At 66.0% G+C, this 16,418-nt stretch carries 14 protein-coding genes; all 14 read left to right on the top strand.

What is annotated here, in order from left to right; translation table 11 throughout:
- The first annotated feature begins 404 nt into the window (after positions 1-404).
- From NP552_RS00865 to NP552_RS00800, 14 genes are read left to right on the top strand one after another with little or no spacing between them, the layout of a single operon-like run.
- Positions 405-1,757: a UDP-glucose dehydrogenase family protein gene (locus tag NP552_RS00865; RefSeq protein WP_043860610.1), complete on the top strand. Its 1,353-nt coding sequence runs from the start codon at positions 405-407 to the stop codon at positions 1,755-1,757.
- Complete coding sequence (locus NP552_RS00860; protein WP_274096289.1) at positions 1,754-2,836, top strand: NAD-dependent epimerase; 1,083 nt, start codon at positions 1,754-1,756, stop codon at positions 2,834-2,836. The genes NP552_RS00865 and NP552_RS00860 overlap by 4 nt, the downstream gene beginning before the upstream one ends.
- Positions 2,833-3,579 (top strand): sugar transferase, encoded by a 747-nt coding sequence (locus NP552_RS00855; protein WP_043860608.1) that lies wholly within the window; start codon positions 2,833-2,835, stop codon positions 3,577-3,579. Before NP552_RS00860 ends, NP552_RS00855 begins: the two co-directional genes overlap by 4 nt.
- Positions 3,580-4,227: a CpsD/CapB family tyrosine-protein kinase gene (locus tag NP552_RS00850; protein WP_043860607.1), complete on the top strand. Its 648-nt coding sequence runs from the start codon at positions 3,580-3,582 to the stop codon at positions 4,225-4,227.
- Positions 4,228-4,250: 23 nt separating this feature from the next.
- Positions 4,251-5,273, top strand: coding sequence for a polysaccharide biosynthesis/export family protein (locus NP552_RS00845; RefSeq protein ID WP_043860606.1), 1,023 nt, complete (start codon positions 4,251-4,253; stop codon positions 5,271-5,273).
- 20 nt (positions 5,274-5,293) lie between these two features.
- The gene (locus NP552_RS00840; protein WP_043860605.1) at positions 5,294-6,886 is read left to right on the top strand and encodes a GumC family protein; all 1,593 of its coding nucleotides are present in this window, start codon (positions 5,294-5,296) and stop codon (positions 6,884-6,886) included.
- A gap of 8 nt (positions 6,887-6,894) precedes the next feature.
- Positions 6,895-7,980 carry a glycosyltransferase family 4 protein gene (locus NP552_RS00835; protein ID WP_078481197.1) on the top strand — a complete coding sequence of 362 codons (1,086 nt, stop codon included), beginning with the start codon at positions 6,895-6,897 and terminating at the stop codon, positions 7,978-7,980.
- The gene (locus NP552_RS00830) at positions 7,977-9,347 is read left to right on the top strand and encodes an O-antigen ligase family protein (RefSeq protein WP_054914458.1); all 1,371 of its coding nucleotides are present in this window, start codon (positions 7,977-7,979) and stop codon (positions 9,345-9,347) included. Before NP552_RS00835 ends, NP552_RS00830 begins: the two co-directional genes overlap by 4 nt.
- Positions 9,344-10,309, top strand: a complete 966-nt coding sequence (locus NP552_RS00825; RefSeq protein WP_043860602.1) for a glycosyltransferase — start codon at positions 9,344-9,346, stop codon at positions 10,307-10,309. Before NP552_RS00830 ends, NP552_RS00825 begins: the two co-directional genes overlap by 4 nt.
- On the top strand, positions 10,302-11,438 hold the full coding sequence (locus tag NP552_RS00820) for a glycosyltransferase (protein WP_229590134.1): 1,137 nt from the start codon (positions 10,302-10,304) through the stop codon (positions 11,436-11,438). The genes NP552_RS00825 and NP552_RS00820 overlap by 8 nt, the downstream gene beginning before the upstream one ends.
- 8 nt (positions 11,439-11,446) lie before the next feature.
- Positions 11,447-12,457, top strand: coding sequence for a polysaccharide deacetylase family protein (locus NP552_RS00815; RefSeq protein WP_043860619.1), 1,011 nt, complete (start codon positions 11,447-11,449; stop codon positions 12,455-12,457).
- Positions 12,454-13,758 (top strand): oligosaccharide flippase family protein, encoded by a 1,305-nt coding sequence (locus NP552_RS00810; protein ID WP_043860600.1) that lies wholly within the window; start codon positions 12,454-12,456, stop codon positions 13,756-13,758. The genes NP552_RS00815 and NP552_RS00810 overlap by 4 nt, the downstream gene beginning before the upstream one ends.
- Entirely contained in the window at positions 13,755-15,683 is a 1,929-nt protein-coding gene (locus tag NP552_RS00805; protein WP_274096288.1) for a hypothetical protein, read from the top strand. Before NP552_RS00810 ends, NP552_RS00805 begins: the two co-directional genes overlap by 4 nt.
- A 45-nt stretch (positions 15,684-15,728) precedes the next feature.
- Positions 15,729-16,418: a GNAT family N-acetyltransferase gene (locus NP552_RS00800; RefSeq protein WP_043860598.1), complete on the top strand. Its 690-nt coding sequence runs from the start codon at positions 15,729-15,731 to the stop codon at positions 16,416-16,418.

Raw genomic sequence — 16,418 nt, 5'->3', positions numbered from 1 at the left:
TCCCCGCCAGAAATGTTTCCCCCCAGCCCACTGAGGTTTCCCACACGGTAGCAGGATGCCGACAAAGCGCAAACCACAGTTTGTCAAAAAAATGACGAAATGCAGGGCGCCGATTATGACGTTTTTCAAGCGGGAATCTGATGCATTCGCGAAACAACCCACATTCCACGAGCCACGTTTTACGCGGGCTACGACCGTTCATCGCATTGACAACCGGCCAAGTGCCAGCCCATTTCGACGCTAAGGTACGGATTGGAAAAGGGTTGATGGCAAAACAGTGGAACTCCTACCACCTGTAACTCTACAGATACATGCCATAGGTTTGACACAAACCGGCTCAGCTGGTCTATACCGAATTCACACCCGCTGTTTCACTTTCATTACTCCATACGAGGCACGCCAGCATGGATGTGAGCGTATTTGGCACCGGTTATGTCGGACTTGTGCAAGCTGCCGCTTTGGCTGACGTAGGTCACCGGGTACTTTGTGTCGATGTAGACGCCCATAAAATCAGTCAGTTGCGACAAGGTGTCCCACCTATTCATGAGCCTGGCCTGTCGGGCATGCTCGAGGAAAACATCAAGGAAGGTCGGCTGTCGTTCAGTACCCAGGCCAGCGATGCCGTCGCCCACGCCGAGCTGATCTTCATTGCAGTCGGCACCCCACCGGACGAAGACGGCTCGGCCGACCTTTCCCACGTGCTGGGCGTCACCCGGCAGATCGCCGGCCTGATGGCGGCGCACCGCACCCTGATCATCAAGTCCACCGTGCCGGTGGGCACCGCCGACAAGGTGGCCGCGCTCGCCCGCGAGGAGCTCGACCGGCTGGGCAAGCATCAACTGCAGGTGCGGGTGGTCTCCAACCCCGAGTTTCTCAAGGAAGGCAGCGCCCTGGCCGACTGCATGCGCCCGGATCGGATCATCGTCGGTACCGCCGATGACCAAGCCCAGCAGCAGTTGTCCGAGCTGTACGCGCCGTTCTGCCGCAATCATGAAAAGCTCATGTTCATGGACAACCGCAGCGCCGAGCTGACCAAGTACGCGGCCAACGCCATGCTCGCCACGCGCATCAGCTTCATGAACGAACTGGCCAACCTCAGCGAGTTCCTCGGTGCCGACATCGAATCGGTGCGCAAGGGCATCGGCTCGGACCCACGCATCGGCTATCACTTCATCTACCCGGGCTGTGGCTTTGGCGGGTCGTGCTTCCCCAAGGACCTGCGTGCGCTGCTGCATACCGCCGAACACAGCGGCATGCCGCTGCGCCTGCTGCAGAGCGTGAGCGAAATCAACGACAGCCAGCGCCAGATCCTGTTCAGCAAGCTCAAGCGCAGCTTCCCCGGCAGCCTGAAGGGCAAATCCATCGCCCTGTGGGGCCTGGCCTTCAAACCCAATACCGACGACATGCGCGAAGCCCCCAGCCGCTACCTGATGGAGGCGCTGTGGGCCGAGGGCGCCACGGTGCGCGCCTTCGACCCCGAAGCCATGGCCGAATGCCGGCGCCTGTATGGCTACCGCGACGACCTGCAACTGTGCGCCACCCGTGACGACACCCTGGAGGATGCCGATGCGCTGGTGATCTGCACCGAGTGGAAGACCTTCCGCGTGGTGGATTTCAACCTGCTGGCGCAAAAGCTGCGCCAACGCCTGATCATCGACGGACGCAACCTCTACAGCCCCGAACAGGTGGCAACCTTCGGCCTGACCTACAGCGGCATCGGCCTGCGCCAGGTACAACCGCAGGTATCGGCGCCATGAGAATACTGGTCACCGGTGCGGCCGGCTTCGTCGGCGCACACTGCACACTGCGCCTGTTGCGCGACGGCCATCAGGTCGTGGGCCTGGACAACTTCAACGACTACTACGACCCCGCGCTCAAGCAAGACCGCGTGCGCTGGGTCCAGGCCCAGGCCGGCGATTTCGACCTGCGCCGCCTGGACCTGGCCGACGGCCCAGGCATCGAGGCGCTGTTCACCGAGTTCGCCCCCGAGGTGGTGATCCACCTGGCCGCCCAGGCCGGGGTGCGCTATTCGCTGGACAACCCGCGCGCCTACGTGGACAGCAACCTGGTGGGTTTCCTCAACATGCTCGAGGCCTGCCGCCGCCATCCGGTGCAGCACCTGCTGTATGCCTCCTCAAGCTCGGTGTACGGCAGCAACCAGCGCACACCCTATGCCGTGCAGGACGCAGTGGACCATCCGCTGTCGCTGTACGCCGCGAGCAAGAAGGCCAACGAACTGATGGCCCACAGCTACAGCCACCTGTTCGCCATCCCCACCACCGGGCTGCGCTTTTTCACCGTGTACGGCCCCTGGGGGCGCCCGGACATGTCGCCCATCCAGTTCGCCCAGGCCATCAGCCAGGGCCACCCGCTCAAGCTGTTCAACTACGGCCAGCACCAGCGCGACTTCACCTACATCGACGACATCGTCGAAAGCCTGGTGCGCCTGATCCCGCTGGCCCCGGTCAGCGACCCGGCCTGGGACCGCCTGGCCAGCGACCCGGCCAGCAGCCACGCGCCCTGGCGCATCTACAACATCGGCGGGCAACGGCCGGTGGCCCTGACCGACTACGTGGCGCTGCTGGAAAAACACCTGCAGCGCACCGCCCAGGTCGAGTTGCTGCCCCTGCAGCCCGGTGACGTGCTGGACACCTGCGCCGATGCCAGTGCCCTGGCCCAGGCCACCGGCTTCACCCCGTGCATCTCGCTGGACGAAGGGCTGCGCCGCTTCGTCGCCTGGTTCGTCGATTATTACGCGCACACGCCCGACGACGCTGTGCGGTCCATCGGGCAAACGCCGGTTGCCGCGCCCGAGCATCAACGGAGGGTGGTATGACAGGCCAACAGAAAAGTGCTGAAACCCAGGCCCTGCGCCAGGACAAACGCATGGACCCCAATCACCGCATGCGCATCGATGCGGCGATTCACATGCAGGGCCGTGGCTGGATGACCGGGCGCGCCGGCGGGCGGCCGTGGACGCTGTCGCGCACCAACCGCGTGCTGTCGTTCATCGGCGCGCTGATGATCGTGCTGTTGATTTCACCGCTGCTGCTGGTGCTGGCCGTGCTGGTCAAGCTGAGCAGCCCCGGCCCGGTGTTCTTCGTGCAGCAGCGCACCGGCTACCGCGGGCGCAGCTTCGGCATGTACAAGTTCCGCACCATGGTCGCCAACGCCGAGGACCTCAAGGAGTCGGTGCGCCACCTGAACAAGCACGGCGCCGACGCCATCGACTTCAAGATCGACAAGGACCCGCGCGTAACCCGCATCGGCAGCTTCCTGCGGCGCAGCAGCCTGGACGAGCTGCCCAACCTGTTCAACGTGATCCGCGGCGAAATGCGCCTGGTGGGCCCTCGCCCAACCTCCTTCAACGCCTATCGCTACAAGGACAGCCACCTGGCGCGCCTGAGCATCTACCCCGGCATGACCGGCCTGTGGCAGATCTCGGGGCGCAGCAACATCGACTTCGACCAGCGGGTCGAGCTTGACCTGAGTTACATCGCCGAACAGAGCTTGAGCCTGGACCTGAAGATCCTGCTCAAGACCCCCTTCAAAGTCTTCAGCGGCCACGGAGCAAGTTGAATGGACGGTTCTACTTCGAGAAGTCTGACCATCGCCACCCCCAGCGAAACCAACCTGACGTCCACCGTGCTGGACCAGGAGCAGCGCGTGCTGCTGCTGACCGCGGCCAATACCGGCAGCGGTACCAGCACCAGTGCGCTGGCCTTCGCCAAGCAGCTGACGCTGATGAGCGGCGGACCGGTACTGCTGGTGGACAGCAGCCCTACCAGCAACAGCCTGACCCAGCAGATGGGCCTGCAGAAGCTGCCCGGCTTTCGCGACCTGCTGTTCGAGCAGGACACCCCGCCCGTGCTGCAGGACTGCCTGGTGCGGGTGTCAGACCAGCCTTTCGACATGTTGCCGTGCGGCCAGTACCGGCGTGGCAACGAACGCCTCAACCCGGACCGCCTGCGTGCCCTGCTGAGCCAGCTCAGCGCGCACTACCGCTTCGTGGTCATCGACGGCGAGGCGGTGTACTCCAGCGTCGACAGCCTGGTGATCGGCACCCTGGTCGATGGCGTGATCCTGGTGGTCACCGCCGAGGACACCCGCTGGGAGGTCGCCCAGGCCGCCGCCCAGCGCCTGACCCAGGCCGGCGCCAAGCTGATCGGCAGCGTGTTCAACCGACGCCGCTACTACATGCCCAAATGGCTTTACAACAATCTCTGAGCAGCCAGGCTAAGGATGACGCTATGAATGTGAAACTGTTCGCCCTGCTGGCGCTGCTGCCTCTGGCAGCCTGCACCAGCCAGGAGCCACGCCAGATGCCGGTGCAGATCATGACTGCCAACGCGGCCAACGCCCAGGACACCGAGCTGCCACGCGGCGAGCAGGCGCTGCGCCCGGGGGACGTGCTCGATGTGATCTTCCATATCAGCACCAGCGGCTCGCAGGCCTATCGCATCCAGCCCGGTGACACCGTCGGCCTGGGCTTCCTTGCGGCCAGCTCGCTCAACGGCAACCAGCTGGTGCTGCCCGATGGCACCATCGAACTGCCACGGGCCAACACCTCGGTGAACGTCGCCGGGATGACCCCGGACGAAGCGCGCCAGGCCATCCAGCAGGCCTACCGCAACAAGCGCCTGTTCCAGCCCAACCGCGACCAGATGACCGTGCAGGTGATCAGCCCGCTGACCAACGAACAGAACCTCAAGAGCGCCCTCAACCACCCCGCCACCGGCATGAGCCGCGAGATCACCGTGGGCACCGACGGCCAGGCCAGCTTTCCGGAGGTGGGCGCGGTGCCGCTGCAGGGCATGACCGTCACCCAGCTGCAGACCTTCCTCAACAAGCGCTACGCCGACCTGCCCGGGCGCATGACGGTGGACGTGATGCTCAAGTCCACTGCGGTCAACGAGATCTATGTGCTCGGTGAGGTGGCCCAGCCCGGCGCCTATCCGATCCGGCGCCCGGTATCGGTGCTCGAAGCCCTGACCCTGGCCCGCGGGCCCAGCCTCAAGGCCCGGCTCGACTCGGTGGTGATCATGCGGCGCAACGGCAACCAGGTGCAGGCCGTGCCCTACAACGTCGACAAGGCCCTGGACGCCAGCGCCGCGCAGGTGGCCTACCTGCAGCCCGACGACATGCTCTACGTGCCCAAGACCAAGCTGGCCAGCGCCGGCGAACTGGCCCGGCAACTGGCCGACGTGGTGCTGTTCCAGGGGGTGGGCTTCAGCTTCTCCTACCGCGTCGACAACAAAGACAGCGATAACTAAACCCAGGCAGGTGCACGCGCATGACTACCAAAGAAAACTACCTGCATGAATTCTTCAGGATCCTCTTCGCCAACCGTCAGTTGGTGAAGCGGGTATTCCTGGTGTTCGCAGTGATTGCCCTGTTGCTGCCGCTGGTGCTCAAGCAGAGCTTCGACATCACGGCCGAAGTGATCGTACAGTCGAAAAAGCTCTCCCAGAGCGATACCAACACCGCCCTGGCCCAGGAGACAGACAAGTTCATTCCGCCTTCGCTGGCCGACATGGAGACCGAGAGCAATATCCTGCGTTCACCCACGCTGATCCGCCAGACCATCACCCAGCTGCGCGACGAGGGCCTGTATGACGTGCCCCCCGGCCTGCTGCAGCGCCTGGTGTTCGGGCCGATCCGCAGCCTGATCGTCAACCCGCTGCGCGAGTATGTGGTCAACCCGGTGCGCAGCCTGTTCGGGCTGGAGGTCGACCCGGTACGCGATACCCAGCTCGACACCCTGACCGACGACGCGATCAAGGACCTGAAGATCGAGACCCTGCCCGGCTCCAACGTGGTATCGATCACCTACAGCTTCCCCGACCCCAAGGTCGGTACGCTGTTCGTCAGCCGTCTGCTCGACAACTACCTGCGCAACCGCCAGAACCTGCAGTCCAACGAACTGCCGCAGGAGTTCTACGAGCAGAAGAAGATGCAGTACCAGGTGCGCATGGATGACCTGGAAAGCAAGCGCCTGGGCATGCTCGAAGGCATCGGCTCGTCCGACCCCAAGGAAGAGATCACCTTCCGCCTCAATGCCATCAACACCGAGGAACAGGCACTCAACCAGTACCGCGATCGCCTGCTGCAGAGCCAGCAGTGGCTGGAATACCTCAAGACCAGCCTGGCTGCGGCCAGCAACGCCAACATGCGCGACTTCGCCTTCCCCTTCACCTTCACCCAGACCGTCGACAACGTGGCCTTCGAGGACCGCGAGATCAAGCAACTGGGCGAGCAGCTGACCACCCAGGTACTGACCTACGTCAGCGACCTGGCAGTGTTCCAGCCCGGCAGCGAGCAGATGCTGCTGCAGCGCGAGCAGATCGCCAAGACCCGCCAGCAGTTTCTCAAGATCGTCGCCAACCGTATCCAGGAGCGCGAGAAGGACCTGGCCGTGGTGCAGAACGTGATCGCGCAGAAAACCCAGCGCATCGCCGACTACAAGAGCCGCGTGCACCAGTTGCAGGAAACCCAGAGCAAGGCGCGTCAGCTGGACACCGAGATCGATGCCCTGCACAAGGCGTTCTTCACCTACACCCAGCGCTACGAAGAAGCCCGTGGCGAGCGCCTGCTGTCGGGTGACGTGTCCAACGCACGGATTCTCAGTGCGCCCTATGAGCCCGCCGAGCCGGCCTTTCCCAAGCCGATGCTGATCATTCCGTTCGGCATGCTCACCGGCCTGCTGCTGGGCATCGCCCTGGTGTACGTGCGCGAGTTCTTCGACCATCGCTTCAAGCACCCCGCGCAGATCACCCAGCAGCTGGGCTTGCCGGTACTGCTGGTGATCAACGACCAGACCCCGGAAACGCACAACCCGCACAAGGGCTGGTCGCTGCCACGGCTGGTGCACTGGGTGCGCAATTGAACGCAGCCATGAGCCCGCAGCGGCCGATCATCCACCTGCTGGGCAGTGGCGGCTTCTATGGCGCCGAACGGATGTTGCTGGACCACTGCCAGGCCACCCCGGGACAGCACGTGGTGCTGTTTCTGGGCGCGCCGCAGACGCTGGTGGCGCGGTTTGCCGCCGCCGGCGTGGACTGTCGCACCTGCAACGGGCTGGGCGAGGTGTTGCGGGCGCTGGACCAGTACCGCAGCCAGCAGCCGCTGATCAACAGCCACAACTTCAAGGGCATGCTGTTCGGCTGGGTGGGCGCCACCCTGTGGCGCCTGCCGATGGTCGCCACCCAGCACGGCTTCACCCCCAGCAGCCGCAAGCAGCGGCTGTACACCTGGCTGAGCCTGCAACTGTGCCGCACCGCCACCATCGGCAAGGTGGTGTGCGTGGCCGAGAGCATCCGCCGGATCCACCTGCGTGCCGGCGTGGCGCAGCGCAAGCTCGATGTCATCCCCAACGGCCTGCCGGATGCTGGCGCCCTGCCCGCCCATGCCCACGGCCACGAACGCTGGCTGGCCGGCTACGTGGGGCGCCTGAGCAGCGAAAAGGGCCCTGACCTGTTCCTCGATACGCTGATCCCGCTGTGCCAGCGCCACCCGCATCTGGACGCGGTGATGCTCGGCGACGGCCCGGAACGCGAAGCCCTGCAGGCCCGCGTCGATGCCGCCGGGCTGCACGAGCGCATCCGCCTGCCAGGCTTTCAGGAAGACATGCGCCAATGGATGGCGCGCCTGGATGCGCTGGTGATCAGCTCGCGCACCGAAGGCACCCCGATGATCCTGCTCGAAGCCATGCAGGATGGCGTGCCGGTGGTGGCCTTTGGTGTCGGCGGCATCCCCGACGTGATCGAGCACGGGCGCAGCGGGCTGCTGGCACCGCCCCTGGCGGTGGACGAACTGGCCGCCCAGCTCGAAGCGCTGATGCTCGACCCGGCCCAGGCCGGCGAGCTGATCGCCCAGGCACGACGCACCCAACGTGAACGTTATCACCTGCCGACGCTGGCGCAACGCTGGGCCCAGGTCTATCGCGGCACGGCAGGTGCGGCCAAGGAGACCTGCGCATGATCATTCCCCTGTCCCTGATCGGCCTGCTGGCGATCGTCAGCGTGGTACTGCTGGCCAGCCCCTACCCGTTCCTGGCCCCCGGCGCGGTGATCGGCCTGGCGGGCGTGCTGGTGCTGTACCGCCGCCCGGCGTGGGGCCTGCTGGCCATCATCACCCTGGTGCCGCTGGAGGGCCTGTTCAAGGACAGCGAGCTGACCGCCTCGAAATTCATCGGCGCCGCGCTGGCCATGGTGCTGCTGCTGCAACTGGCCGTGGGGCAACTGCCGGGCGAACGCCTGCGCAGCTCCATGTGGCGCCTGCTGCTGGCCTTTATGGCGCTTTACCTGCTGAGCTTTCTGGCCAGTGAAAGCAGCGAGATGTCCATGGGGCACTTTCGCGAACTGGCGGTGGGCCTGGTGCTGTTCGTGCTCACCCTGCTGATCGGACGCGAACTCAACCTGCCGATGATGTACCGCCTGGTGACCCTGAGCGTGGGCGTCACCTGTGCCATGGCGATGTTCTCGGCCAAGTACCAGGACGAAGGCCGCGCCTCGGGCCTGCTCGAAGACCCCAACGTGTTCGCCATGCTCATCGCCATCGCGGTGCCCATGGCCCTGTGGCTGGTGTTCAGCAGCCCCAACCGCCTGCAGCGGCTGTTCTGGCTGGCCTGCGTGGTGCTGTTGCTGGCCGGCATGACCAAGACCAACTCACGTTCCGGGCTGGTGGTGCTGGCCATCAGCCTGGTGATCGGCCTGGTGCACTACCGCGAAAAACTCACGCACCTGCGCCCGCGTCACCTGGGCTTCGCCATGCTCGGCCTGGCCATCGTGCTGCCTGTGGCGGTCGCGGTGATGCCGGCCAGCTACATCGAGCGTATCCAGTCGCTGGCCTTGCTCAAGTCCGGGGTCAATGCCTACAAGGACGACTCCCTGGGCCGGCGTTCGTCCTACATCGTGGTGGGCAGCAAGATGATCCGCGAACATCCGCTGCTGGGCACCGGCCCCGGCACCTTCCCGCTGGAATACGCCACCACCGGCTACGCCAAGGCGTTCTCGGCCAACCGCAAGGTCGGCGACCTGTACCGCCGTGCCCACAACACCTACCTGGAAATCTTCAGCGAAGTCGGCGTACCGGCGGGCCTGGCATTCGTCGGCATGGTCATGCTGGCCCTGTACAACCTCTGGCATGCACGGCGCCTGTGGCTGCAAAAGGGTGATCAGGGGCAGGCCGACATGCTCACGCACCTGTCCACCAGCATGCTTGCCATCGGCCTGTTCCTGATGTTCCTCAGTGCGCCGAACCACAAATACCTGTGGATTCTGCTGGCGCTTTCCAGCGTGCTGCGCCTCAAGGCCGAACAGGCGCGCCCCGTGCAGGTGGCCGGATGAAGATCAGTATCGTGATGCCGATGTTCAACGAGGCACGCCATATTGCCCGCACCCTTCACTCGGCGCGTCGGGCCGCCGACCTTGCCGGCCTGGACTGCGAGCTGATCGTGGTGGACAACGGCTCCAGCGACGATGGCCCGCAGATTGCCCGTAACCTCAGCGCCAAGGTGCTCGACCTGCCGGGGCTGACCATCGGCGCCTTGCGCAACCGGGGCGTGCAGGCCAGCTCCGGGGAATGGGTGGCGTTTCTGGATGCCGACATCGAGGTGCCGGAGCAGTGGCTGAGCCTACTGCTGGACCTGCACGCCCAGGGCCGTGGCGATGTATTCGCGCTGGACTGCGACACCCCGCGCCAGGCGCCCTGGTTCGCCCGCGCCTGGCAGCGACGCACACTGCGCGCCGGCCGGCCGGCGCTGCACAGCATGCAATGGCTGCCCACCCCCAACCTGCTGATGCGCCGCGACTGGTTCGACCGGGTGGGCGGTTTCAACGAAACCCTGCGCACCGGCGAAGACAAGGACTTCACCTGGCGCCTGGGCCAGGCCGGTGCCCGCCTGTTGGCCCTGCGCGCACCGGTGGTGCTGCACTGGGGCTACGAGGGCAGCTGGAGCGAATGGCTGGGCAAGGAGCTGTGGCGCCAGGGCAGCAACCTGCAACTGCTGCGCAGCAATGGCGCGAGCCTGCGCCTGCTGCGCTTCCCGTTGCTGTCCCTCGGGGCCTGGGTGCTCGATGCGCTGGCATTGTCCGCGCTGCTCGACGGGTTTCCGCATCTGGCAATGCTGCTGCTGTTCTTCACCAGCCTGCCGGCGCTGGCGCTGAGCCTGCGCCAGAGTCTCAAACACCGCGACCCGGTGTTCACCCTGCAACTGTGGGGCCTGCACTGGGTTCGCCTGCACCTGGCTGGAGCGGCCTTCGTGCTCAGCCTGTTCAACTGGAACGCAAGGAGGCCCGCACGTGGCTGAGTTCATTTTCTGGCTTTGCCTGCTGTTGCCTTTCTATGCCTGGCTGGGCTACCCGCTGCTGCTCACACTGGTGGGGCCGTTGTTCCCGCGGCACACCCCGCCGCCGCTGCCGCCGCAACGGGTCAGCGTGGTGGTTGCCGCGCACAACGAGGCGCGCAACATCGAAAACAAGCTGCGCAACCTGCTGGAGCAGGACTGTCCGCTCGCCAGCCTGCAGATCGTGGTGGCCAGCGACGGCTCCAGTGACCAGACCGTGGCCCTGGCGCGCACCTTCGACGACCCGCGCATCCTGGTGCTGGACCTGCCACGGATGGGCAAGAACCGCGTGCTCAATGCCGCCGTCGAGCACTGCAGCGGCGACATTCTGGTGTTCACCGATGCCGACGTGCACTGGGTGGAGGGCACCTTTGCCGCACTGCTCGCGCCCTTTGCCGACCCCGAGGTGGGCGGCACCGTGGGCAACATGACCATCCCGGTGGCGGGCAAGGGCCTGAGCCTGGGCGAGAGCCTGTACCGCCACTACGAAGCCTGGCTGCGCCGGGTAGAAAGCCGCACCGGCTGCACGGTATCGGCCGACGGTGCGCTGCAGGCCCTGCGCCGCGAGCTGTACCAGCCGATCCCGGACCGGGTCAACGACGACTTCTTCATCAATACCTGCGCCCCGGTGGCACACAAGCGCGTGGTCTACGTCGACCAGGCCAGGGTGCTGGACTACGGCGTGGACGAGGCCGAGCGCCAGTTCAGCCGCCGCCAGCGCGTCACCGTCGGCGGGCTGATCAGCCTGGCGGCCCGGCGCGAACTGCTCAACCCGCTGCGCCACGGGCTCTACTCCATCGCCCTGATCAGCCACAAGCTGGTACGCCGCCTGGCCCCCGTGCTGCTGGTGCCCCTGCTGCTGGCCAACCTGTGGCTGCTTGACGGCCACGGTTTCTATCGCCTGACCCTGGCCGCCCAGCTGCTGGGTTATGCCATCGCCGTGGTCGGCCTGCTGGACAAGGGCCACCGCCTGCCCAAGCCGTTTCGCCTGGCCGCCTTCGTGCTGGTGACCCTGGCCGGCATGAGCGTGGGCCTGTGGCAGTTCCTGCGCGGGCACAGCTACAACCAATGGAACCCCGACCAGACCCGATGAGTGCCTTCATGCCGATCAAGACCAGTCTCAAGCGCGCCAGCGGTTGGTTGTACCTGCACTCCCCGAAGGGCCGCAGCCAGCTGCGCGGCGCCGGGGTCATCCTGATGCTGCACCGGGTGCTGGCCGACGACGCCAGCGCGGCCCTGCCCCATCGCAACGAACTGTGCGTGGGCCCGCAGGCCTTCGAGCGCCTGCTGCGCTGGCTGCGCCAGCACTTCGATTGCGTGCACCTGATGGACCTGCTCAAGGACCATCAGCAGCCCAGGGGCGACAGCCGCCCCAAGGTTGCCCTGACCTTCGACGACGGCTGGCGCGACAACGCGCTCAATGCGTTCCCGTTGCTGCAGCAGTACCAGGTACCGGCCAGCATCTTCCTGTCCACCGACTACATCGGCAGCCGCCAGCGCTTCTGGTGGGAGAGCCTGGGCGAAACCCTGTGGGGCAGCCATGGCGAAGGCCCGCGCCACACCCTGATCGAAGCGTTGCGCAAGATCGGCCGGCCGCTGCCGGCTGCCTACTTCATGAACCAGCGGCCCAACGCCCGCAGCCAGGCGCTCGCCGGCTACCTGCAAAGCCTCAAAACCCTGAGCCCGGCCGCCCTGCACCAACTGACAGACGCCTGCCCGGCCGAATCCCTGCCCCAGGCCCTGGACTGGCAGCAGGTACGCGAACTGGAAGGCTCCGGGCTGATCAGCTTCGGCCCGCACGGGGCCAGTCACGCGCTGCTGCCGGGGCTGGACAACCAGCGCCTGGATGAAGAACTCAGCCGCAGCCACCACGCCCTGCAGCAAGGCTGCCAGCAGCCGCTGCCGGTGTACTGCTACCCCAACGGCGACCATGACGCCCGGGTACGCGCTCGCCTGGCCGCCCATCGCTACCCCTTCGCCCTGAGCACCCGCGCCGGGATCTGCCAGGGTCATGACGACCCACTGGCGTTGCCGCGCATCGGCGTGAGCCAACGCAACGCCAGCCGCCCCTCGCTGCTGGCCTGGCGCATCAGCCGCGGAGGCCGCTCATGAGTCGTGGCAACTACCTGCGCCACCTGCTGCTGAGCATGGGCACACGCCTGGCGATGATCGCCCTGCGCCTGGCGCGCAACGTGCTGCTGGCGCGCATCCTGGGGCCCAGCGAGCGCGGCCTGTTCGCCCTGCTCAGCACCCTGCCCGACCTGATCAGTGCCGCCACCAGCGGCGGGCTGAACACCGCGGTGGGCTATCAGGCGGCGCAGCAACGCTCGATGGGCCTGCTGCTGAGCCAGGTGCTGATCTACGGGTGCCTGCTGGCCGGGGTGCTGACCCTGATCTGCGTGGCGCTGATGCGCGAATTCGGCACTGAACTGGAAGTGACCCTGCAACTGGGCCTGCTGGCCTGGCTGTTGCTGCTGGCGGTGCCGCTGACGGTGCTCAAGAGCGGCCTGCTCACCCTGCACAACGCCACCGGCGGGGTGGGCGCATTCAACGCACTGCGCCTGACCGAATCGCTGGTGCCGCTGCTGCTGTTCGTGGGCATGTTCTGGATGTGGCAGCACGCCGCGCTGGAGGCCGCGCTGATCAGCTGGCTGCTGGGCCTGGGGCTGGTCGCGCTGCTGGGCCTGGTGTGGCTGGGCCGCCAGCACGACATCACGCTGTGCTGGAACCGCGGCGGGCAGCGCGAGCTGCTGGCCTACAGTGCGCGCAGCCACCCGGACGTGCTGTTCCAGCAGGTCATCCTGCGCTCGGACTACCTGTTCATCAGTGCCTTCCTGGGCAGCGCCGCCCTGGGGCACTACGCCATGGCCAGCGCCGCCGCCGAACTGCTGCTGATCATCCCCGAGGCCGTCACCACCCCGCTGATGAAGCGCCTGCTGCAGCAGGATGCCGGCATGGACAAGCTCACCCCGCTGGCCCTGCGCCTGACTGCCACCGTGATGCTGGGGGCCTGCCTGAGCATGGCCCTGGTGGGCGAATGGCTGATCGTCACCCTGTTCGGCGCGGCCTACCAGCCGGCCTACCCGGCCCTGCTGGCACTGCTTCCCGGCTTGTTCGGCCTGTGCTACGCAAGCATCCTGCGCCTGGACCTGCTGGGCAAGAATCGCCCCGGCGCGGTCTCGCTGATGATGGGGGTGGGCGCGGCGGCAAACCTGATTCTCAACGTGGTCCTGATTCCCCGTTTTGGCATCGCGGGTGCAGCCCTGGCCTCCTCCATCGCCTACCTTGGGGTGACGGTGGCCATGCTCGTGCTGTACTGCAGGCTGAGCGGCGTACCGTTGCTGCGGACCTTGTTTGTGTTGCCTGGCGATCTGTTGCCTTTGCGCCAGATGCTGCAACGGAGAACGGTATGAAACGTACATGGATGTTGTTACCCGGCCTGCTGCTGGCCGCCACTGCCCACGCCGCCACCCTGCGCTGGCCGGACATTCGCGACGGCAGCCTGTACCTGGCGCCGCAGCGCAGCGCCCCGCTGCAACTGAGCTGGGTGCCGGCCTGGCAGGCCGATGCCAACCAGGAACAGGTGTACCTGCTCGACGCCACCGGCAAGCTCGATGCGCAACGCATCATTGCCCCCCATGAAGGCCGCGGCCAGCTGAGCTGGCCACTTACCGCCGGCACCGGCACCTACCAGGTGGCCATCCCCGGCTACAGTTTCAGGCGCTACCGCCTCGAATACGACGATACCACCGGCGCCCAGTTCGCCCCCGCCAAGGTGCACTTCAGCCTCGAACCGGACCGCGCCACCACCCTGTACTTTCGCGTGAAAGCCGGTGAAACGGCGGTGCTTGCCGGCAAGTATCACGACGGTGTGCGCAACCTGACCCTGGAGCGCGTGGACGATGGCAAGCGCCTCAAGCTGGCGCTGCTCGAACACCGGGCCTATTGGCAGTTCGATCAGGTGAATCTGCCCGCAAGCGCCCAGGACCAGACATGGCGCCTGAACTTCGAAGGCACCGGCAAGGTTGCCTTCTGGCTGGACGGCAGCGCCAACCTGTTCGCCCTGCGCCCCCAGGACCTCGCCCCACTGGTGCACCGCGACGGCCAGGTAAGCCTGCGCAGCAGTGCCAAGGTACTGGGCCCCACGCCCAGGCTAGGCAACAACCTGCCCTACGTGATGCCGCCACCGTCCAGCCATGCGGTGATCGATGCGCTGCAACTGCAGGCCGCCGGCTACTACACCTTTGCCGACGTGCTGGCACGCAAGCCGCGCTACGAACTGCCGTTTCGCCAGCTGTACCAGGAGCGCTTCGGCATTCACCACGACATCACCCTGATGGCCGCCACCGGGCGCAAGTCCGACCTGATGCGCAGCCGCGCCAACGATGGCGCGCTGGACGACTGGCTGGCCACCAGCGTCGCCCTGGGCGGCAAGGGCCTGCATTACATCGCCTTTGCCGACGAACCCAACCTCAACTACGCCGACTACGCCACCTACCGCACCTTCTTCGCGGCCATGGCCCAGCGTGTGCGCGCCTACCCCGGCGCCCATGAAGCCGGCGTGCGCATCGCCATGCCGGCCAGCTCGCGGCTGGTCAACGGCCCGTTGCGCGGCGATGCGGCGCAGCGCGTCGGCCTGGACTGGGCACGGCGCCTGCTCAAGGAATTCGAACCGCAGATCGACGCCATGGCCTGGCACGAGTGGATGGTCCGCGACCTGCTCGCCACCCGCACCTACCGCGACTCGGTACGCCGCGCCGCCGAACTGGTGGGGCTGGACGCCAACGGTCGCCCGCGCAAGGCGCTGCTGCTCGACCAGACCAACCTGTCCAGTGGCTCGACCCTGAGCCTGTACGAGCAGAACACCCACTATGCCGGCGTATGGTGGGCCTCGGTGGTCATCAATGCCTCCCAGGACGGACTGCTGGACATGCTCAACTGGTTCCACATCGCCGACGAGCCCGAGTGGCCCAAAGGCATGGTCAAGGTGCTGGGCAACAACCGCTTCGAACTCAAGCCGGTGGGCCTGGCCCAGCAGTTCATCGCCCAGCACTGGCTCGACCAGGTGCTGCACCTGGACAACGACGCCTTCGAGGTCGATGCACTGGCCATGGCACGCGGCGCACAGCGCAGCCTGCTGGGCGTCAACAAGGGCGAACGCCTGCAACACGTCAGCTTCGCCACCCCGGCCAGCCGATGCCCGCAGGCCGCTGCCACGCTCACCCTGTTCGGGCCAGACAACCAGCCACGCGCCGCGGCACTGGATTGCCAGCACGGCCAGGTACGTTTCGAACTGCCCGGGCAGACCCTGTTTGCCCTGCGATGGAGCGCCTCATGAACACAGTGCCGAAGATCTCTTCCCCTGCCGGATACGGGAGCCACCATGAATATCGTCAGCAAGTTCAGCCAGCGCGTACACCAGAAAGGCCTGCGCGCCACCCTTCGCAGCGCGTACAAGCGCTACGTGTTCTTTCACTGGGAGCTGCTGTGGATGGAGCGCGACCTGGTCAGCCCGGTGCCGCCGCATACCCTCAAGCCCTATGCGCCACTACGCGTGGAGCGCATCACGGTGCACAACGTGCAAGGCTTTGCCAAGCACTTCGGCGACCGAGTCGAAACCATGCGTGAACTGGCCGCCGAAGGGCATACCGGGCTGATGTTCCTGGACGAAGACAGCCACGTGGTGGCGTTCATCTGGGGCAGCCCGCGTCACTACCACGACCGTCATTACTATGGCTGCTGGTTCCCGGTCGAGCCGGGCGAGTTCTTCGAGTTCGGCGGTGAACTGGCGCGCCAGTACTGGGGTACGTCGCTGTCGGTCGACCTGCAACTGGCCCTGTGGCGCGCCATGGCCGAACAGGGCTGCGACAAGGTGGTCGACGTGTGCGAGACCCACAACATTCCGGCGCTCAAGCTGCACCTGCGCATGGGCTACGTCGAGCAGGGCCGTGTGATGCACGTGTACTGCCTGTTCGGTCGCTGGAAATTCTTCCGCGAAACGCGCTACAGCGGCTCGCGCCTGGATGCCTTGCGCAAACCGGCGCCGCGCAGCACTACTGCCACGGTGTCCTGA

It is taken from the genome of Pseudomonas sp. 8209 (genome assembly GCF_028682105.1).
Taxonomy (GTDB): Bacteria; Pseudomonadota; Gammaproteobacteria; order Pseudomonadales; family Pseudomonadaceae; genus Aquipseudomonas; species Aquipseudomonas palmensis.
The sequence above is the reverse complement of the archived record's forward strand: the minus strand, read 5'-3'. Positions and strand labels throughout refer to the sequence as shown.